General features: G+C 53.6%; 19 protein-coding genes. 10 read left to right on the forward strand and 9 right to left on the reverse strand.

Annotated features, from left to right (window positions below; translation table 11 throughout):
- The first annotated feature begins 261 nt into the window (after window positions 1–261).
- From ABJG22_RS09030 to ABJG22_RS09045, 4 genes are all read left to right on the forward strand, one after another.
- On the forward strand, window positions 262–639 hold the full coding sequence (locus tag ABJG22_RS09030; protein WP_348019903.1) for a ribonuclease E inhibitor RraB: 378 nt from the start codon (window positions 262–264) through the stop codon (window positions 637–639).
- Entirely contained in the window at window positions 639–3,974 is a 3,336-nt protein-coding gene (gene carB, locus ABJG22_RS09035) for a carbamoyl-phosphate synthase large subunit (RefSeq protein ID WP_348019904.1), read from the forward strand. The genes ABJG22_RS09030 and carB overlap by 1 nt, the downstream gene beginning before the upstream one ends.
- Window positions 3,975–4,088: 114 nt before the next feature.
- On the forward strand, window positions 4,089–4,562 hold the full coding sequence (gene greA / locus ABJG22_RS09040) for a transcription elongation factor GreA (RefSeq protein WP_348019905.1): 474 nt from the start codon (window positions 4,089–4,091) through the stop codon (window positions 4,560–4,562).
- A gap of 5 nt (window positions 4,563–4,567) precedes the next feature.
- Window positions 4,568–5,209: a rhomboid family intramembrane serine protease gene (locus ABJG22_RS09045; RefSeq protein WP_348019906.1), complete on the forward strand. Its 642-nt coding sequence runs from the start codon at window positions 4,568–4,570 to the stop codon at window positions 5,207–5,209.
- Here ABJG22_RS09045 and ABJG22_RS09050 read toward each other — a convergent pair.
- Genes ABJG22_RS09050 through ABJG22_RS09070 form a run of 5 tightly spaced genes read right to left on the reverse strand, consistent with a single transcriptional unit; the run spans window position 5,206 to window position 7,251 of the window.
- Window positions 5,206–5,442 carry a DUF4170 domain-containing protein gene (locus ABJG22_RS09050; protein WP_348019907.1) on the reverse strand — a complete coding sequence of 79 codons (237 nt, stop codon included), beginning with the start codon at window positions 5,440–5,442 and terminating at the stop codon, window positions 5,206–5,208. The genes ABJG22_RS09045 and ABJG22_RS09050 overlap by 4 nt on opposite strands.
- Window positions 5,439–5,978 carry a hypothetical protein gene (locus ABJG22_RS09055; RefSeq protein WP_348019908.1) on the reverse strand — a complete coding sequence of 180 codons (540 nt, stop codon included), beginning with the start codon at window positions 5,976–5,978 and terminating at the stop codon, window positions 5,439–5,441. Before ABJG22_RS09055 ends, ABJG22_RS09050 begins: the two co-directional genes overlap by 4 nt.
- A 3-nt stretch (window positions 5,979–5,981) precedes the next feature.
- Window positions 5,982–6,296: a hypothetical protein gene (locus ABJG22_RS09060; RefSeq protein ID WP_348019909.1), complete on the reverse strand. Its 315-nt coding sequence runs from the start codon at window positions 6,294–6,296 to the stop codon at window positions 5,982–5,984.
- Between the two features lie 8 nt (window positions 6,297–6,304).
- Complete coding sequence (locus ABJG22_RS09065; RefSeq protein ID WP_348019910.1) at window positions 6,305–6,715, reverse strand: phage holin family protein; 411 nt, start codon at window positions 6,713–6,715, stop codon at window positions 6,305–6,307.
- Window positions 6,716–6,750: 35 nt separating this feature from the next.
- The gene (locus ABJG22_RS09070; RefSeq protein ID WP_348019911.1) at window positions 6,751–7,251 is read right to left on the reverse strand and encodes a hypothetical protein; all 501 of its coding nucleotides are present in this window, start codon (window positions 7,249–7,251) and stop codon (window positions 6,751–6,753) included.
- A gap of 204 nt (window positions 7,252–7,455) precedes the next feature.
- On the opposite strand from ABJG22_RS09070, the gene eno reads away from it, so the two are divergent.
- The 4 genes from eno (at window position 7,456) to ABJG22_RS09090 (ending at window position 11,714) form a co-directional block, all read left to right on the forward strand.
- Window positions 7,456–8,730, forward strand: coding sequence for a phosphopyruvate hydratase (gene eno, locus ABJG22_RS09075; protein WP_348019912.1), 1,275 nt, complete (start codon window positions 7,456–7,458; stop codon window positions 8,728–8,730).
- A gap of 101 nt (window positions 8,731–8,831) precedes the next feature.
- Complete coding sequence (locus ABJG22_RS09080) at window positions 8,832–9,143, forward strand: septum formation initiator family protein (RefSeq protein WP_348019913.1); 312 nt, start codon at window positions 8,832–8,834, stop codon at window positions 9,141–9,143.
- 118 nt (window positions 9,144–9,261) lie between these two features.
- Window positions 9,262–10,344 carry a pyruvate dehydrogenase (acetyl-transferring) E1 component subunit alpha gene (gene pdhA / locus ABJG22_RS09085; RefSeq protein WP_348019914.1) on the forward strand — a complete coding sequence of 361 codons (1,083 nt, stop codon included), beginning with the start codon at window positions 9,262–9,264 and terminating at the stop codon, window positions 10,342–10,344.
- Window positions 10,344–11,714: a pyruvate dehydrogenase complex E1 component subunit beta gene (locus tag ABJG22_RS09090; protein ID WP_348019915.1), complete on the forward strand. Its 1,371-nt coding sequence runs from the start codon at window positions 10,344–10,346 to the stop codon at window positions 11,712–11,714. Before pdhA ends, ABJG22_RS09090 begins: the two co-directional genes overlap by 1 nt.
- Window positions 11,715–11,741: 27 nt before the next feature.
- Here ABJG22_RS09090 and ABJG22_RS09095 read toward each other — a convergent pair whose 3' ends face one another.
- The 3 genes from ABJG22_RS09095 to ABJG22_RS09105 are packed head-to-tail and all read right to left on the reverse strand — an operon-like array spanning window position 11,742 to window position 15,041.
- A complete protein-coding gene (locus ABJG22_RS09095; RefSeq protein ID WP_348019916.1) occupies window positions 11,742–12,449 on the reverse strand; it encodes a TadE family protein in 708 nt (235 codons plus the stop codon).
- A gap of 16 nt (window positions 12,450–12,465) precedes the next feature.
- Window positions 12,466–13,071: a TadE family protein gene (locus tag ABJG22_RS09100; RefSeq protein ID WP_348019917.1), complete on the reverse strand. Its 606-nt coding sequence runs from the start codon at window positions 13,069–13,071 to the stop codon at window positions 12,466–12,468.
- On the reverse strand, window positions 13,068–15,041 hold the full coding sequence (locus ABJG22_RS09105) for a pilus assembly protein TadG-related protein (RefSeq protein ID WP_348019918.1): 1,974 nt from the start codon (window positions 15,039–15,041) through the stop codon (window positions 13,068–13,070). Before ABJG22_RS09105 ends, ABJG22_RS09100 begins: the two co-directional genes overlap by 4 nt.
- Window positions 15,042–15,174: 133 nt before the next feature.
- Between ABJG22_RS09105 and ABJG22_RS09110 the strand changes: the two genes are divergently transcribed.
- Together ABJG22_RS09110 and ABJG22_RS09115 are read left to right on the forward strand one after the other, a co-directional pair.
- A complete protein-coding gene (locus tag ABJG22_RS09110; protein ID WP_348019919.1) occupies window positions 15,175–15,846 on the forward strand; it encodes a hypothetical protein in 672 nt (223 codons plus the stop codon).
- 31 nt (window positions 15,847–15,877) lie between these two features.
- The gene (locus ABJG22_RS09115; RefSeq protein ID WP_348019920.1) at window positions 15,878–16,345 is read left to right on the forward strand and encodes a hypothetical protein; all 468 of its coding nucleotides are present in this window, start codon (window positions 15,878–15,880) and stop codon (window positions 16,343–16,345) included.
- Here the strand turns inward: ABJG22_RS09115 and trmFO are convergent.
- Window positions 16,342–17,694, reverse strand: coding sequence for a methylenetetrahydrofolate--tRNA-(uracil(54)-C(5))-methyltransferase (FADH(2)-oxidizing) TrmFO (gene trmFO / locus ABJG22_RS09120; protein WP_348019921.1), 1,353 nt, complete (start codon window positions 17,692–17,694; stop codon window positions 16,342–16,344). The two genes, ABJG22_RS09115 and trmFO, sit on opposite strands and share 4 nt — an antisense overlap.
- Window positions 17,695–17,709: the final 15 nt, after the last annotated feature.

A 17,709-nucleotide genomic window follows, 5' to 3' on the forward strand; every position in this document is an offset into this window, starting at 1 on the left:
CTTCGGTCGTCGAAGGCATTGAAAGCCTTGGGCGGGAAGGCTTGGCGACGCGCATAGGAAGAAAAACTTATGATACAAATATGGATAGTGTCTTTGTCTATATGGCAGAACAGGGCTGGATCGTTCGGAGAGACGAAGATGTTATTGAACTACAGAAAAATGGTAAGATAAACGCTCAGTCCCTATTAAATAATAGTGTGCATTCTTCATAATGTACAAAACGACCGACATATCCTTCGGCACTGTTAAAGGCGCAAAACAATGAGCGGCCCGATTGATCCGCAACATCTTGCCGAAGAATGGGCAATTGATGACGAAATCCTCCAAAATATGGCGGCCGGTGGCGATTTGTCGCATGTTGTGCGCGAGATTAACGTGCAATTTGTCGGTGCCGTCGCCAATCTGAACAAGTTTAAGAATGACGCGAAGAAATGGGGTTTTCGTTCGGCCCTGGTTTCGCAAGAGGATGATGGCTGGGTAATCGAGCTGCAAGTTGATCTGGACACGCAGCAAGCCACGATCCGCGAACTGACGCGCAAATGCCTTGAGATCGAAAGTGAATATGACATCGACCATGATGGTTGGGGCTGCTTTGCCTGCAACGAAAATGGCGAAATTTCTGATGAGAACCCTGCATAATGCCCAAAAGAACTGATATATCCTCCATCCTTATCGTTGGCGCTGGCCCGATCATTATCGGCCAGGCTTGCGAGTTTGATTATAGCGGCACGCAGGCGTGTAAGGCGCTGAAGGAAGAGGGCTACCGGATCATCCTGGTCAACTCCAACCCGGCGACGATCATGACCGATCCGGAAATGGCGGATGCGACCTATATTGAACCGATTACGCCCGAAATTGTCGAAAAGATCATCGAAAAAGAGCGTCCTGACGCGATCCTGCCGACAATGGGCGGGCAGACGGCGCTGAATACGGCACTGACGCTCAACAAAATGGGCGTGCTCGACAAATATAATGTCCAGATGATCGGCGCGGATGCCGAAGCCATTGATAAGGCCGAGGATCGCGAGAAGTTCAAGGCGGCGATGGACAAGATCGGTCTGGAAAGTCCGCGTTCTGCGGTCGCGCATAGCGAAGAGCAGGCGCTGGAGATATTGGAAGATATCGGCCTGCCTGCGATCATGCGGCCCAGCTTCACCATGGGCGGCACCGGCGGCGGAGTGGCCTATAACCGCGAAGAATTTATCCACTACATCCGGACATCGCTGGAAGCTTCTCCGACCAATGAAGTGTTGATCGATGAATCGCTGATTGGCTGGAAAGAATATGAGATGGAGGTTGTCCGCGACAGTGCCGACAATTGCATCATCATCTGTTCGATCGAAAATGTGGACCCGATGGGCGTGCACACCGGTGACAGCATCACGGTCGCGCCGGCGCTGACCCTGACCGACAAAGAATATCAGATCATGCGCAACGCCTCTTTGGCGGTGCTCAGAGAAATAGGAGTCGAAACAGGCGGTTCCAACGTACAGTTTGCTGTCAATCCGAAGAACGGACGGCTGGTTGTCATCGAAATGAACCCGCGTGTGTCGCGGTCATCGGCCTTGGCGTCCAAGGCAACCGGCTTCCCGATTGCCAGCGTCGCCGCGAAACTGGCGGTTGGCTACACGCTCGACGAAATTGACAATGACATTACCGGTGTGACCCCGGCTTCCTTTGAACCGACAATCGACTATGTCGTCACCAAAATCCCGCGCTTTGCCTTTGAAAAGTTCAAGGGCGCGGAGCCATTGCTGTCCACCGCCATGAAGTCGGTCGGTGAAGTCATGGCCATTGGCCGGAATATCAATGAATCGATGCAGAAAGCGCTGCGCGGGTTGGAAACCGGTTTGGACGGTTTCAACCGCGTACAGTCGTTGATCGGCGCGTCACGCGAAGATATTGCTGCCGAACTGGCGCGGGCCACGCCCGACCGTCTGCTGGTCGCCGCCCAGGCGATGCGGGAAGGTTTTTCCAACGACGAAATCCACGCCATCGCCGGTTTCGATCCTTGGTTCCTGTCGAGAATTCGCGAAATCATCGATGCCGAACAAGATGTCATCGACAATGGTCTGCCCAATGATGCGCAAGCCTTGCGCAAGTTGAAGTCCATGGGCTTTTCCGACGAACGACTGGCGAAGCTTGCCATTGATTCCGTCCATGTCGCCGGCGGGGCAGGGCGCGCTGTCGCGGAAGGCCACGGGCTGGTGCATGACGCGCTGGCCGCCATGGCCGGGGCAACGACCGAAGCCGACGTGCGGGCCTTGCGCCACAAGCTGGGTGTGCGCCCCGTGTTCAAGCGGATCGATACATGCGCAGCGGAATTCGAGGCCAAGACGCCCTATATGTATTCCAGCTATGAAGCGCCGATTTTCGGGGAACCGGAATGCGAAGCGCAGACATCGGATCGCAAGAAGATCGTTATCCTGGGTGGCGGACCGAACCGGATCGGGCAGGGGATCGAGTTTGACTATTGCTGCTGTCACGCCTGTTTCGCTCTGTCGGACGCTGGGTTTGAAACGATCATGGTCAACTGCAACCCGGAAACCGTATCGACCGATTATGACACGTCTGACCGGCTGTATTTTGAGCCGCTGACCGCCGAAGATGTGCTGGAAATCCTGCACGTCGAGCAGCAGACCGGTGAACTGGTCGGCGTGGTCGTGCAATTTGGCGGGCAAACGCCGTTGAAGCTGGCGCAGGCGCTGGAAGATGCGGGCATTCCGATCCTCGGCACGTCGCCGGATGCGATTGATCTGGCCGAAGACCGCGAACGCTTTGCCAGATTGGTGAACAAGCTGAAATTGAAGCAGCCGGAAAACGGCATGGCCAGAACGCGTGATGAAGCGGTGAAAATCGCCGAACGGATTGGCTATCCGGTTTTGCTCCGGCCAAGCTTCGTGCTTGGTGGCCGGGCGATGGAAATCGTTGATGGCCCGGCACAGCTGGAAAATTACATCAATACGGCTGTGCAAGTATCGGGGGACCAACCGGTTCTGGTCGACCAATATCTGCGCGATGCGATCGAAGTCGATGTGGATGCGATTTGTGACGGCGACCAAGTGGTTGTTTGTGGCGTGCTCCAGCATATCGAAGAAGCCGGGGTCCATTCCGGCGACAGCGCCTGCACAATCCCGCCTTATAATCTCAGCGACGAGATTATCGCGGAGATGGAGCGTCAGACCGAGGCCTTGGCCTTCGGCCTGAAAGTGCGCGGCCTGATGAACATTCAGTTCGCGGTCAAAAATGGCGAAGTCTATCTGATCGAGGTCAATCCGCGCGCCAGCCGGACCGTGCCTTTTGTTGCCAAGGCTATTGGTACACCGATTGCCAAGATCGCTTCGCGCGTGATGGCCGGAGAGAAATTGAAAGATCTGCCCGTCATCGACCGGCATATTGATTATATTGCCGTCAAAGAGGCGGTATTCCCGTTCAACCGCTTCCCCGGTATCGACCCGGTTCTGTCACCGGAAATGAAATCCACCGGCGAAGTCATGGGCATTGATCAGGGCTTTGCGATTGCCTTTGCCAAGTCGCAGCTCGGCGCGAATACCCGCCTGCCGGATAGCGGCACGATCTTCATCTCGGTCAAGGAAACCGACAAGACGGTGATCGAGCCGGGCGCGCGTCTGGCCGATAAGCTGGGTTTCAAGCTGATTGCGACGTCGGGAACGGCAGATTATTTGATCGAGCAGGGCATCAAGGTCGAAAAAGTCAACAAAGTGGCCGAGGGACGGCCGCATATTGTCGACCGGATCAAGGATGGTGAGGTCAATCTGATCTTTAACTCCACCGAGGGTTGGCAGTCGCTGAAAGACTCCAAATCGATCCGGGCTGCGGCGCTGGTTGGCAAGATTCCGATCTATACAACGGCCACTGCAAGCAATGCTGTCATGCAGGCGATTGAGGCCATGCGCGACGAGACTCTTGAAGTTCGCGCCTTGCAGTCCTATTATAAGGCTTCGCAGACTTAATTTTCCGACATTTTGTCAAACTGCGGGTGACCTTCTACCGAGGGTCGCCGGAAAACTGTTTTTGACGCTGCACGGCTGAAATCGGCGGCGTATGAGTAAGGAAAGGCCAAGAAAATGGCTGTTGAAAAAGTACCAATGCTGGCCGAAGGCCATGTAAAAATGGAAGCCGAACTGAAGGCGCTGAAAGAAGAACGCCCGATCATTGTCGACGCGATTGAAACCGCGCGCGCCCATGGCGACCTTTCGGAAAATGCCGAATATCATGCGGCCAAGGAACGGCAGGGCCAGGTTGAAGCAACCATCGGCGATCTCGAAGACAAGCTGTCCCGCGCTCAGGTCATTGATCCAACGACCTTGTCCGGTGACAAGGCTGTGTTCGGCGCGACGCTGACCTTGCTTGACGAGGATGACAAGCCGGTAAAATATCAACTGGTTGGTCAGGCGGAAGCCGATGCCAAAGCGGGAAGAATTAGCTATAATTCACCCATTGGCCGGGCCTTGATTGGCCGCAGTATCGGTGACGAAATTGAAGTGACCGTGCCCGCTGGCGACAAATATTTCCTGCTTGAAAAGATTGAGTTCATCTAAATCCGATGAACATGCCAGTCGGAAAACTCACCAACGGACTGATCATTGCGAATGTCGTGATCTTTCTGCTGATCTGGGTTTTTGGCTGGGAACAGGAATCCATATTACGTGGCGGCTTATTCCCGATCCGACTGGGCGGGGAATTTCCTGATCTGACGGAACATGGCTGGCTGGTGCCGGCATGGCTGACGCCGCTATCTTCAGCTTTCCTGCATATCGGGCTGATGCATATCGGTTTCAATATGTTCATGCTGCTATTCTGCGGACGTTTTGTCGAACAGGCTTTGGGCACAAGGTTGATGGCGCTTCTCTATGTCGCAGGCGCTTATGCCGCGGCCTTTGCGGAATTTCTGTCGAATAGCGATTCCATGGTGCCGATTGTCGGGGCGAGCGGTGCGATATTCGCTATATTGGGGGCTTATGCCGTGCTGTTTGCGCGCAGCAAGGTTGACCCCGTCGGCCCTATTCCCGGGCACATCGTCCGGATCATATGGCTGACCCTGGCGTGGATCGGAATCCAGCTGATGTTCGGGTTCGCGACGCGCGGAAGCCTTTATGGCATCGCCATCTACGCGCATATCGGGGGATTTGTTGCCGGCCTGCTACTGGTCAGGCCGTTGCTTGAATGGCGGTTTCGGCGCGCTTAAGCGTCTTCCGGCAAGTCCGGTTCAAGTAGCTTGTGCAGTCCGACGACGACATATTTCATTTCTGCGTCATCAACGGTTTGCTGTGCCTTAGAGCGCCAAGATTCCTCGGCCTCGTCATAGTCAGGATAGACACCGACCAGATCAATCTCATCGAGATTTTCAAAATCTAGTCCGCGAGGATCCTTGACCCGTCCGCCCATGACCAAATGAATTTTGCTGCGTTCTTCTTTCATTTCTTACCCTGATTCTCGTCTTTCACCGCATCTTGTGCTGCAGCCATCGCGGTCTTAGCAGCCTCGATGGCTTTGCCAAACAGATCTTTAAATTGCGTCTGCATATTGTCGTTGTTCAGGCCCATTTCGCTCACTTGCTCGCGACTGGCATCCCTGGCGGCTTCATAAGCAGTTTTCGCCGTTTCATTGATCTTGCGACCCGCGCCGCCGACATATTTCTGTTCGGTTTTGCTTTTCGGAAGCAACGCGCCAATGAGCACGCCCAGAGCAGCGCCGCCGGCTACAATTGCAAGCGGGCTATTGGAAATTGTTTTTTCTGACTTTGCGACAGCCTTTTTCGCGACATCCTTGGTCGCTGCGACGCGTTCCGCTGCCTTTTCACGACCCTCGCCGAGCAGGGATGCTGCGCGTGCTTTGCTATCGGACATTTTCTCGCGCGCTGCGAGAGAGCCTTCGCTCGCCATGTCCTTTGCTGTTTCAAACCGTTCCCGAGACGCGGCGCGGGCTTTATCGATATTGTCGGTCAATCTGCTCATATTCTAATCCTCGATTTTGTCCGTCTCGGCCGTTTTCTGTTTGGCGACAAGCTTGGCAATGGGTCTGCGCATCGCGATCAGGGTTGCGGTCGCTGCTACTGTTGCCGTGATGCCGGGATTTTGTCTCATCCCGTTGATGGCGCTTTGCCCCGCTTTCTTGACGCTGTCTGCGGCTTTCAGCTTCGCTTCGGCTATAAGATTGGACGGTTTCAGTCTTTCCTTGGTTTCAGCGCCATTGTCCTGCAGATTTTCTCGGGCTTGATCCCGTTCCATCGCAAGATTGCGCAGGCTAAATATATCATCATTATTTTGCGGCATTGTCATTCTCACGCATCATTTTCATCCAGTGGCAGTTTTCGGGCCCGCTTGATTGCCATGCTCATCATGATCGTCGCAATCAATAGTGCTGAACCGGCGGTTATGCCTGTTGCTGCCAATGGACCAAAATAGTCCGACAGGACAAGTAAAAGCCCTAAAATTAAGGCGATGATTGCCATGGTCCCCGAGATGATCGCAATTCCGAACAACAGCAAAAGTCGTTTGGTTGCGGCCATGTTGACCGACAATTTGGTACGGAAATACTCCACTTCGGCATGCGCCAGAATGCGAGCGTCTTCGATCAGGTCCGACACCTGCGACTTGAGAGATTTTACATCTGCTTCATCCGCCACAGAGGCTGCGGCTTCATCCGGAAGACGCTCTTCATCCAAATCTGGAATATTTTTGTCCTGCAACATCCGTCACCCGTTAATATGGTGGCGCCATGCTACACTCATGCGTCGCGATCATCCATCCCTGATTTGATCAAGCGGGATACCAGAAAACCGACGACGGCTGCGGCACCAATTGCGACGGCCGGGCTCTTGCGAACGAAACCGCGCGCGTCTTCAACCATTTCATCGACTTCCTTCGCATTCACTTTATCCGCGAAGGAGGAAACTGCATCGGCGGCCGAACGGGCATAATCACCATATTTCTCACCAACATTATCGTCGATGGTTTTGGCGCTATCCTCGATCAGCTTGCTGAGGTTTTCGATCGCGTCGCCGGTGCGCTCTTTCCCCTGATTGGCAGCCGATTTAGCTTTTGTCAGGGCGCGATCCTTAAACTCTTCGGTGGTGTTTGCGGCAGTGGCTTTCAGCGGAGCGGCTTTGCGCGCTTTTGATGCGGCTTTCTTCGGGGCTGCTTTTTTGGGTGCGGCTTTCTTCGCAGCGGGTTTCTTGGCCGCTGTTTTTGCCGTGGTCTTTCTGGTCGTTTTCTTGGCTTCTGCCATGATTAATATTCCTTCTTCATTTGCCCCTTGCCAACATCCAGCAAACAGATTGGCTTCTATTTGCGGTTCCCTTGCAAAAGAAATGGTAGCATTTGGCTAGAAATCAAGGGGCAAGGCGATGATAAAAGCGGTTCAATGGATTGCAAGAAGCCGGTCAGCGCGATAAGGGCGGGGCCAACTTCTTACTTCACCCGGAGCATTTCCATGACTGCAATAATTGATCTTCATGCCCGCCAGATTCTCGATAGCCGCGGCAATCCAACTGTAGAGGTGGATATTCTGCTCGAAGACGGCAGCTTTGGCCGTGCAGCGGTTCCTTCTGGTGCGTCCACTGGTGCTTATGAAGCAGTGGAACTGCGCGATGGTGATAAGAGCAAATATTCAGGCAAGGGTGTTCTCAAAGCAATTGATGCGGTCAATGGCGAAATTAAAGACGCCTTGGTTGATTTCGATGCCGAGGACCAAGAAGAACTCGACGCCCGGATGATTGCCCTTGATGGTACGGCGAACAAAGCCCGTCTGGGTGCGAACGCGATATTGGGTGTTAGCCTGGCTGCCGCAAAAGCAGCCGCTGATGCGCGCGGCCTGCCGCTCTATCGTTATGTCGGCGGTGTTTCTGCTCATGTTCTGCCGGTTCCGATGATGAACATCATCAATGGCGGTGAGCATGCAGACAATCCGATTGATTTTCAGGAATTCATGGTGATGCCGGTCGGCGCGGACAGCCTTGCTGAAGCCGTACGCTGGGGATCGGAAATCTTCCACACACTGAAAAAAGGTCTGTCTGACAAAGGGCTGGCGACCGCCGTGGGTGATGAAGGCGGTTTCGCGCCGAACCTTGGTTCCACGCGTGAAGCGCTCGACTTCATCATGGCATCGGTTGAAAAAGCCGGTTTCAAGATCGGCGACGAAGTGGTGCTCGCGCTGGATTGTGCCGCGACCGAGTTTTTCCGCGACGGCAAATATCATATCTCGGGCGAGGGCAAAGTGCTCAGCCCCGCTGAAATGTCCGACTATCTCGCGGCTCTCTGTAAAGACTATCCGATCAAATCGATCGAGGACGGCATGTCGGAAGATGATTTTGAAGGCTGGAAACTGATCACCGATGCGGTTGGTGATAAAGTGCAGTTGGTCGGCGATGATCTTTTCGTGACCAACCCGGAACGTTTGTCGATGGGCATCGACGACGGTCTGGCCAATTCGCTGCTGGTGAAGGTCAATCAGATCGGAACATTGTCCGAAACTTTGGCTGCGGTACGGATGGCGCATAATGCCTCTTATACGGCGGTCATGTCGCATCGTTCAGGTGAGACCGAAGATTCCACTATTGCCGATCTCGCGGTTGCGACCAATTGCGGTCAGATCAAAACCGGTAGCTTGGCGCGGTCTGACCGGTTGGCCAAATATAACCAGCTGATCCGGATCGAAGAAGAATTGGGAGATGTTGCGCATTACGCAGGGCGGTCCATATTCAGTTGATTGGCATTTCCTCTCTATTTTGAGGCATTTGGGCTCTCTTCATGCGAAATAATCATGAATAGTCTTGCCAGCGAATCACTTTTCTGATTCAAGGCTATTCCATGGCGCAGCGAGAAAAAATTGGAGACTTGATCAAGGCAGCCCTCGGGCCGGGCTTTGCACTCATGACTCTTCTTGCCATTGCCGGTTATGCGGTGCTCGGACCGACTGGAATTTTGGCGTGGGGCGAATATCAGGCGAAGCTGGAAACAAGCGGTGTCGAGCTGGCCAAGCTGGAAGCGGACCGAGATGCGCTGAAGAACCGGGTCGAATTGCTTGATCCAAAGGGTGCTGACCCGGATTTGATCGGTGAACTGCTGCGCAAGAAGGTCAATGTTGTCCATCCAGACGAAATTATCGTCCCGCTTAAATAGCCTTTTGCCGTTTCAATTCTCTATTCCAATTATTTAATCGGTCACTGAACCTAAGTACTTGGGTAACGGAACAGTTTTGGCTATGCTACCGGCTCGTTAGAAAAAGGATCCCGCTCGCGTGGCAAAACCTCCCCGGAAAACCGCCTCAACCAAAAAAACAAATGCGTCCAAACGGCCACCTGCCAAAACCAAGCCAGTGAATTCCACGGGCGGGTTGAAGGCGCCGATTTATAGCGCAACCAAAGCAGAGATGCTGGACTTCTATGAGCAAATGCTGCTCATCCGGCGTTTCGAAGAAAAAGCAGGGCAGCTCTATGGGCTCGGCTTGATCGGCGGATTTTGTCATCTTTATATCGGGCAGGAAGCGGTCGTTACCGGTCTGCAATCAGCGATCAATCCGGGTAAGGATAGCGTCATCACCGGTTATCGTGACCATGGTCATATGCTGGCTTGCGGCATCGACCCGAATATCGTGATGGCCGAACTGACAGGCCGCGCTTCCGGTATTTCGAAAGGCAAGGGCGGTTCGATGCACATGTTCTCGGTCGAACATGGTTTCTACGGCGGTCATGGTATCGTTGGTGCGCAGGTGTCACTCGGAACGGGTTTGGCCTTTGCCCATAAATATAAAGAAGATGGCGGCGTTTGCTTGGCCTATTTCGGCGATGGCGCATCCAACCAAGGGCAGGTCTACGAAAGTTTTAACATGGCGGAGCTTTGGCAGCTACCGGTGATCTTCGTGATTGAGAATAACCAATATGCCATGGGCACGAGCGTCAACCGCTCCTCCGCCGAAGACCAGCTCTATCGGCGCGGCGAAAGCTTCCGCATCCCCGGCGTGCAAGTCGATGGCATGGATGTGTTGGCCGTTCGCGGTGCTGTGGAAGAAGTGCTGGAAGATGTCCGCAGCGGCGGCGGCCCGGTGTTGATGGAACTCAAGACGTACCGCTATCGTGGCCACAGCATGTCGGACCCGGCAAAATATCGTAGCCGCGACGAGGTACAGGACGTGCGTGAAAAATCCGATCCGATTGAACGTTTGAAAGCGACCTTGCTAAAAAAAGGCGTGAAAGAAGAGGATTTGAAAGCGTTGGATAAGAAGGTTCGCAAGACAGTGATGGAAGCAGCTGATTTCGCTGAGGAATCTCCCGAACCGGAACTGTCCGAACTCTATACCAACGTGCTGGTGGAGCAATATTGATGGCGATCCAATTGAAAATGCCCGCCCTGTCGCCGACCATGGAAGAAGGCACATTGGCCAAATGGTTCGTCAAGGAAGGCGACGAAGTCACCTCTGGCGATATCTTGGCGGAGATTGAAACCGATAAGGCGACGATGGAATTTGAAGCCGTTGATGAAGGCGTGATTACGAAAATTCTGATTGCAGAAGGAACGGATGAAGTCGTCGTCGGCGCTGTCATTGCCGAAATGGCTGGAGAAGATGAAGAGGCTGGTTCGTCGACTGGCCATGCGCAACCAGATGATCCGAAACCGGAAGTGGTCAAAGAAGCCAAGCCGGCCGTGTTGGAAGTCGTGCCACCAGCCGCGGTTTCAAGGGCGGATGATCCCTCTGTTCCGGCGGGTACTGACCTGAATCCGCTCACGGTTCGTGAAGCTTTGCGCGATGCGATGGCCGAGGAAATGCGCAAGGACGGAACGGTCTTTGTGATGGGCGAAGAGGTTGCCGAATATCAAGGTGCCTACAAGGTCACTCAGGGATTGCTTGAGGAATTTGGTCCAAAAAGGGTGATCGACACGCCTATTACCGAACATGGATTCGCTGGTATTGGTGCCGGTGCCGCCATGGGTGGCTTGAAGCCAGTCGTCGAGTTCATGACCTTCAACTTTGCGATGCAGGCAATTGATCAGATCATAAACTCGGCCGCGAAGACCAATTATATGTCTGGCGGCCAGATGCGTTGCCCGATTGTTTTTCGGGGACCCAATGGCGCGGCATCGCGTGTCGGCGCGCAGCATAGCCAGAATTACGGTCCATGGTACGCCGGCGTGCCTGGTTTGATTGTTATCGCACCTTATGACGCAGCGGATGCGAAGGGTCTTTTAAAGGCGGCAATTCAATCTCCGGATCCCGTTGTGTTTTTGGAAAACGAGCTGCTTTACGGGCGGTCATTCGAAGTGCCGACGATCGACGATTATACGCTTCCCATTGGCAAGGCGCGGATCATGCGAGAGGGCATTGATGTCACGATCGTCAGCTATTCCATTGGCGTTGGATTGGCTTTGGAAGCCGCCGACAGCCTGGCATCTGAAGGCATAGACGCGGAAGTTATCGATCTGCGTACCTTGCGGCCCTTGGATACGGAAACCGTGCTAAAAAGCCTCGCCAAAACCAACCGTATCGTGGTTGCAGAGGAAGGCTGGCCAGTGTGTTCGATATCGAGCGAGATCAGCGCGTTGTGCATGGAGCAGGGCTTTGACGATCTGGATGCGCCGGTGTTGCGGGTGACCAATGAAGATGTGCCATTGCCTTATGCGGCCAATCTGGAGAAAGCAGCCTTGATCGACAGCGACCGTATCGTCGCGGCGGTGAAAAAGGTTTGCTATCGATAGCTGCGGAGCAAGCGTTGGACAGCCGTCTTAGCTAGGCGGATTGTCTATCGTCCCATAGACATCGCATTTCCACAATTGGCCGTTCGGGATAGAGCTGGCGTTTTTGAGGACATGGTCATCGCGTTCGCGGGTCACAAATGCGCTTTCATAGCGGATGACCGTATTGCCAAAAAACCGGTCTGAAACCAGTGGCTGGTATTGAAAAACGACTTCCGCAAAATTGACCGCGGTTGCACCGGATGCCATGATTTTCTTGCCGTCCGGTCCCATGCCGTCCGCTAGGGTGGCATCATCATGCCCGTCATCCTCATCCCCATAGGAGGATGCAAAGCTTCCATTGCCGCCGTAACAGCGCTGCCAACGGATCCATTGGCCTGCATCGGAGCCGGTTTCGCCATTGTCTTCCAAACTGGACAGAATGATGCGGGCATTTGACGAGAAGTCGATCGATTCGCCGGTCAGATGCGCACCGGTGAATATTTCCCGGATATCGGCCTCGTCAATGGACTCGCGTGCACGGGACGCATTGTCGGCGACCAGCATTGCAATCTGGCTGACCTGCATATGGGCGACGGCGAGATTGATGGTTTCCATACCAGCCATGCCGATGAGGAGCATTACCGGTGCGGTAAAGGCAAATTCGACAAGCGCTAGACCCTTGGTGTTTTGAACGATCGGTAGATTCTTGAATCTATCGACCATCTTTAGGCCACGGGATTTCAATGCATTGTTCATTTTACTCTGCCCCGTCCTAGTCCAGCGTTGATATGCAGGTTTCGATGAGCTCGACCTGCGCGCCAAATGGTTGATTGCGGACCGCTGTGCTGTTGGTGATGGTCATGTTTTCATCAAGGCCGATCATCGATGCCAATGGAAAGAGGCGCGGCGAGACAATATGGATTTTATAATTCACAATATCGTCGGGGCCGCCGGTCCCGCCGACACCATAGTCTACGTCAAATTCGCCGTTACCATTATTGTCGATGTAGCAGTCGCCCGGATCTACTGTGCCATTACCGTTGTTATCGGTGGTCAGTTTCTCCGGTTTGCCGATGTTGGTGAAATCATAATAGCTTTCGGTCGACACGGTGACGACCGCGTTTTTGAGAACCAGATCTTCCAGTCCATCATTAACCTGTTCACTGATTTCATCCGCTGTCATTTCCCCAATTGAGGCGTCGCGCGCTACCCGATGGAGCACTGATTCCGCCACGGTGTCCACATATCCGCGATAGCCGATATCCATGATGCCCAGCAGCATTAGCAGAAACGGTCCGGCGATAAGCCCAAACTCGACCAAAGTCGCGCCGGTTTGATCGGCCAGAATCCGGATTCTGTTGGAGATAGAACGGATCATTTAGACAACCTCAGTCCACCGATAGTCTTCGCAATATCGCCAAAAGCTGACTGAAGCGCTGCGTTGCTGGTTGCAGCGGCAGCATGTTCCGTACTGGTCGAACAGCTTGCGAGATGTGGCTGAATGGTCGAGCTATTGGTAAACTGGATCACCCAGATTGTGATGCCCTTCGCTTTGGCCGCACTGCACATCAGCTGGAAGCGCTGGGCCTGCCTCGCCTGATAGTCGTTTTTGTTTAAGTTCGTCGGTCCCAGGCGTCCGTCAAGGTCGTTATAACCGTAAACATTATATCGATCTTCGTAGACGTTCAAATCGCCATCGGTCATGAAAATCAGGTGCCGTGTGATGTTGAAGCCGTTCTTAGACTTCGAATTTTCGGTAGCAAACAAACCGGTTGGTGAGAGGAAGCGAGCGCCCCAGATCATACCAATCGTATGGTTTGTATTCCCGTCGGGGTCGAGAGCATCAATATAATCTTCGAGATTACCACCATAAATCGTGTTGCCGTCGGAATCCAAGCCAGGATCGGAATCATAGCTCGCATATTCGGCTAGGCGTCTGCCGGGCGCTGGGCAATCTGAAGAGTCAGCGTGATATCCACTTCGAACATATTCTACGCCGCTCCAATATGGCCGCCAACGCGTTGCTTTGTTGGTAGGAAGGAGGTCGATATCCAAATCATAGGCGTTGGCCGGAATGGCGTTGGTTGTTGATGTGATATCTGCATAGGTATCACGTTCCTCGATACATCCATTCCATCGGTCCGATGGGCCGTCCGTATCATCACTTGGATTATTATATAGTGTGGGCCGTAAAGCCGAAGGATTGCCAGATTTTATTGATGCGACATAGGCAGATACGTCATGATCAAATTCATCATATTCCCAGAAATCAAATTGAGCGCCGGGCTCCCAAACGGTTGTTTTGACCTCGGGTGAATCATAGCGTTCGACCTTGCGGATGCATTTTTTGTTATTGTTGTTTTTCCGCTTGTAGCTGTAATAGCTGAATTCATAAGTGACGCCGTCTTGAGCCAACGGGCTACCGGAACCATATCCATCATCGCCGGGATTCCATAGCGGCGGCGTTGACAAATTTCTGCCAAACTTGTCTTCGCACGCATCGCGGTCATTGCCATGGGCACCGGCAACATTGATTTCTTCATAGCTTACCACAGGATTGCTTGCAGGAATGACCCAATGGGCACGTCGGGTTTGGTAGTTCCATTCATCTTCTGCGGTTGTTCCGACGCCGCCGACGAGCCAAGATGGTTGTTCATCATATAATGTCTCACCGACATTGATCATCGCATTATAGGGCATGAAACCGTAACGAATCTGACTACCGCTGGTTCCACCACCGCTACCAAGAATACCGTAAAAATCCTCTACGGCGTCCTTGAGGCCGGTAATTTTCTTCTGCGATTCATTGCTAGTGCTTTGGCCGTTGGGTTTTCGATCCATCGAACCGGTAACGTCGAGAACCATCATGACATCGACATTGCCAATATCGAGGCGACTGGAGCAATCGGTTTTCAACTTCATCTTTGTATATCCGAAGATCCGCATGATCGACGTATTCATCGTGGTTTCCATGAAACCGTTGACGGTTTTGTCGCCGGAACCGTCTACAAATCGTGGATTATCTTCGCCGTTGATCTGGACAAAAGGGTCGGTATCGAATGTGCCTTCGGGAAAGTTAAAGTCGAAAAACCGACGGGCTTCGGCTTTGTCGGCGGTGGACAGGGTTGATCCTGACATCGCGCGGCGACCGGCGAGCACGCCGGCATCGCAAGCCTGTTGCAAACGGGCTTGGGCCATATAGGCGCGACCAATATCGACGCCACCGCCGATAATCCCGGCGATCGGGAACATTGCGGCTGCTGCCAAGATATAGACGTTACCCGCAGTGTCTGATCGCAGTGCGTTTAAAAAGCCTAAAACTGAACCGTTGTCTTTATTGCCAAGCATACGCTCTGGCCCCCTAGAAATAACCCAATTAGAACAGTTCAAATAGAGGAAAAAGGGTTAGTGCCGGTGCAAGAGACATGGTTAATGGGACGTTTACCTTGATTTTGCCGTCAAAACTCGCAACCGCAGAAACATGAATGATGCGCTGCAAGAGCTGGAACCGCTACATCGATTGATCGTGGCCTACGCAAAACCGGCGGATCGCGACCGCTATGCGCTGCTTTTCGCCCTAGATACGCGATTTGCGGAAATCTTCCGTTCAACATCGGAAGTATTGATTGGACAGATGCGGTTAACATGGTGGCGGGATATTTTAACCAAGACTGCCGCGGATAGGCCATCGGGCGAGCCATTGATCGAGCAGCTTAATCTGCTCGAAACGCAAGGCGGAAATGTTACGCCGCTTTTGACGTTGCTCGATGGCTGGGAAGTGATGCTCGAGGATTTTCCTTGGGAGCAACGCCAGTTTGACAATTACGCGATAGCCCGCGGCCGAGGGTTTTTTGACTTCGGTCTGGGTGGCGCGGATTCGTTAAGTGAGGGGCAGGCCGCCCATGGGCAGGCGTGGGCCTTATGGGATTTCGCGCGACATTGTTCCGACGAAAATATGCGGCGGGTCGCTTTTGAACGCTGCACGGAAATTTTGAATTCCGCGCAGCAGCCGGGTTTTGACAGAAGCGGACGACCACTCTCAATACTCTGCAAGCTGATGATCCGGGATGTTAAGAAGGGGAAACTGGCAGTAGATCTTTATAATCCGGCTAGCGCCGCGCGCATCATATGGCACGGGATAGCTGGTCTCTAGATTGATAGCCGCTGATCCGCGAGATCCGCTTATGAAGAAATTTGTCGCCGGTGCCGCCGGTATGATGCTGATGATGACGGCAGGGCTGTTTGTCTGGATCGGTGCGCAGGGGCAGGATATCCCCATTCCCGCTGCACCCCCGCCGCCCGAACAGGTAGAACCGGAAGGCCTGCCGGAAGCCGTATTGGATGCCGAAACTCTGGGTGCAGCACCCCCGACACCGCCCAAAGCCTATAAGCTCTCTCGCGAGGAAGTCCGGTTTAACCGCTATGATCGCAATCGTGATGAAATCATCACGCGTCTGGAGATGATGAGCAGCCGAACCGATTCATTCCGCAAACTTGACAAGGATGGCAATAATCTTTTGACCTTCGAGGAATGGGCCGTTGCGACAAGTGATCGTTTTGCCGGCGCGGATGGCGACGGCAACAATCAACTGACCCGCACCGAATTTCGGACCACGCGGCCCAAGCGTTCTAAGCCTCGATGTAAATGTTAGGCGTTTTGATGGTCCATTGCCGTCGAAGCATTTAGCCATGAAGCGAAATCTTCTCGGGCTCGCTTGGTATAGGCCTCTTTGCGTTCTTTCTTTTTGATGCGCTGTTCAAACGGGGGAAACAGACCGAAGTTGACGTTCATCGGTTGATAGTCCCGCGCATCGGCGCCCCCTGTGATATGGGACAAGAGGGCGCCAAATGCAGTTGTTTGCGGCGGCAAGGTGAACGGCTCGCCTCTGATTTCTGCTGCGACCATCCGACCGACCATGAGCCCGACTGCTGCGCTTTCCACATAGCCTTCACAGCCCGTAATCTGGCCGGCGAAACGGATATGCGGTGCTTTCTTGAGACGCATTTGCTCGTCGAGCAATTTCGGCGCGTTGATGAATGTGTTGCGGTGTAGGCCACCCATTCGCGCAAATTCTGCATTTTCAAGGCCAGGAATGGTTTTGAGCAGGTCGGTTTGTGCACCATATTTCAACTTGGTCTGAAAACCGACCATGTTCCAGAGCGTGCCGAGGGCATTGTCCTGCCGGAGTTGCACCACGGCATGGGCGCTTTCACCCGTATGGGCATTGGTCAAGCCGACGGGCTTCATTGGGCCAAATCGTAGTGTTTCCCGCCCACGTGAGGCCATTACCTCGATCGGCATACAGCCTTCGAAATAGGGCGTATTCTTCTCCCATTCCTTGAAGTCAGTTTTCTCGCCATCGAGCAAGCCTTGGATGAAGGCGCTATATTGATCTTGGTCCATCGGACAGTTGATATAGTCCTTGCCATCGCCTTCCGGGCCGACCTTGTCCCAGCGCGACTGCATCCACGCGATGTCCATGTTGATGCTGTCTTTATAGACAATCGGCGCGATGGCATCGAAAAAGGCGAGGGATTCTTCTCCCGTCGCTGCGCCGATGCTTTCCGCTAGCGTCATCGCTGTGAGCGGGCCGGTGGCAACAATAGTCAAGCCGCTTTCCGGCAGTTGATCGACGCGCTCGCGGACAATCTCGATATTCGGATGTTCGCTTAGCCGTTTTGTTACGCCATCAGAGAAATGGTCGCGATCGACGGCAAGCGCAGAACCGGCAGGCAGGCGATGCTGATCGCCTTCGCCGATGATGATCGAATTCAAGTCACGCATCTCCTGATGCATGAGCCCGACGGCGTTTTTTTCCGCGTCATCCGACCGGAAGCTGTTTGAGCAAACGAGTTCGGCCAAGCCATCGGTTTGGTGCGCTGGCGTCATATCACCGCTACCTCGCATCTCGGAAAGACGTACTTTTACGCCTGCTTCCGCCAATTGCCATGCAGCTTCTGATCCGGCGAGTCCGCCACCAATAATATGTACATCTGTCATGCGCGCCCTACTGTT

Source organism: Parasphingorhabdus sp., assembly GCF_039939955.1.
In the GTDB taxonomy this organism is placed as follows: Bacteria; Pseudomonadota; Alphaproteobacteria; order Sphingomonadales; family Sphingomonadaceae; genus Parasphingorhabdus.

What these genes read in the sequence shown, in the direction of transcription:
- ABJG22_RS09030 (WP_348019903.1), top strand. Translation starts at nt 262, where the DNA reads ATGAGCGGCCCGATTGATCCGCAACATCTTGCCGAAGAATGGGCAATT.
- carB (WP_348019904.1), top strand. Translation starts at nt 639, where the DNA reads ATGCCCAAAAGAACTGATATATCCTCCATCCTTATCGTTGGCGCTGGC.
- greA (WP_348019905.1), top strand. Translation starts at nt 4,089, where the DNA reads ATGGCTGTTGAAAAAGTACCAATGCTGGCCGAAGGCCATGTAAAAATG.
- ABJG22_RS09045 (WP_348019906.1), top strand. Translation starts at nt 4,568, where the DNA reads ATGAACATGCCAGTCGGAAAACTCACCAACGGACTGATCATTGCGAAT.
- ABJG22_RS09050 (WP_348019907.1), bottom strand. Translation starts at nt 5,442, where the DNA reads ATGAAAGAAGAACGCAGCAAAATTCATTTGGTCATGGGCGGACGGGTC.
- ABJG22_RS09055 (WP_348019908.1), bottom strand. Translation starts at nt 5,978, where the DNA reads ATGAGCAGATTGACCGACAATATCGATAAAGCCCGCGCCGCGTCTCGG.
- ABJG22_RS09060 (WP_348019909.1), bottom strand. Translation starts at nt 6,296, where the DNA reads ATGCCGCAAAATAATGATGATATATTTAGCCTGCGCAATCTTGCGATG.
- ABJG22_RS09065 (WP_348019910.1), bottom strand. Translation starts at nt 6,715, where the DNA reads ATGTTGCAGGACAAAAATATTCCAGATTTGGATGAAGAGCGTCTTCCG.
- ABJG22_RS09070 (WP_348019911.1), bottom strand. Translation starts at nt 7,251, where the DNA reads ATGGCAGAAGCCAAGAAAACGACCAGAAAGACCACGGCAAAAACAGCG.
- eno (WP_348019912.1), top strand. Translation starts at nt 7,456, where the DNA reads ATGACTGCAATAATTGATCTTCATGCCCGCCAGATTCTCGATAGCCGC.
- ABJG22_RS09080 (WP_348019913.1), top strand. Translation starts at nt 8,832, where the DNA reads ATGGCGCAGCGAGAAAAAATTGGAGACTTGATCAAGGCAGCCCTCGGG.
- ABJG22_RS09090 (WP_348019915.1), top strand. Translation starts at nt 10,344, where the DNA reads ATGGCGATCCAATTGAAAATGCCCGCCCTGTCGCCGACCATGGAAGAA.
- ABJG22_RS09095 (WP_348019916.1), bottom strand. Translation starts at nt 12,449, where the DNA reads ATGAACAATGCATTGAAATCCCGTGGCCTAAAGATGGTCGATAGATTC.
- ABJG22_RS09100 (WP_348019917.1), bottom strand. Translation starts at nt 13,071, where the DNA reads ATGATCCGTTCTATCTCCAACAGAATCCGGATTCTGGCCGATCAAACC.
- ABJG22_RS09105 (WP_348019918.1), bottom strand. Translation starts at nt 15,041, where the DNA reads ATGCTTGGCAATAAAGACAACGGTTCAGTTTTAGGCTTTTTAAACGCA.
- ABJG22_RS09110 (WP_348019919.1), top strand. Translation starts at nt 15,175, where the DNA reads ATGAATGATGCGCTGCAAGAGCTGGAACCGCTACATCGATTGATCGTG.
- ABJG22_RS09115 (WP_348019920.1), top strand. Translation starts at nt 15,878, where the DNA reads ATGAAGAAATTTGTCGCCGGTGCCGCCGGTATGATGCTGATGATGACG.
- trmFO (WP_348019921.1), bottom strand. Translation starts at nt 17,694, where the DNA reads ATGACAGATGTACATATTATTGGTGGCGGACTCGCCGGATCAGAAGCT.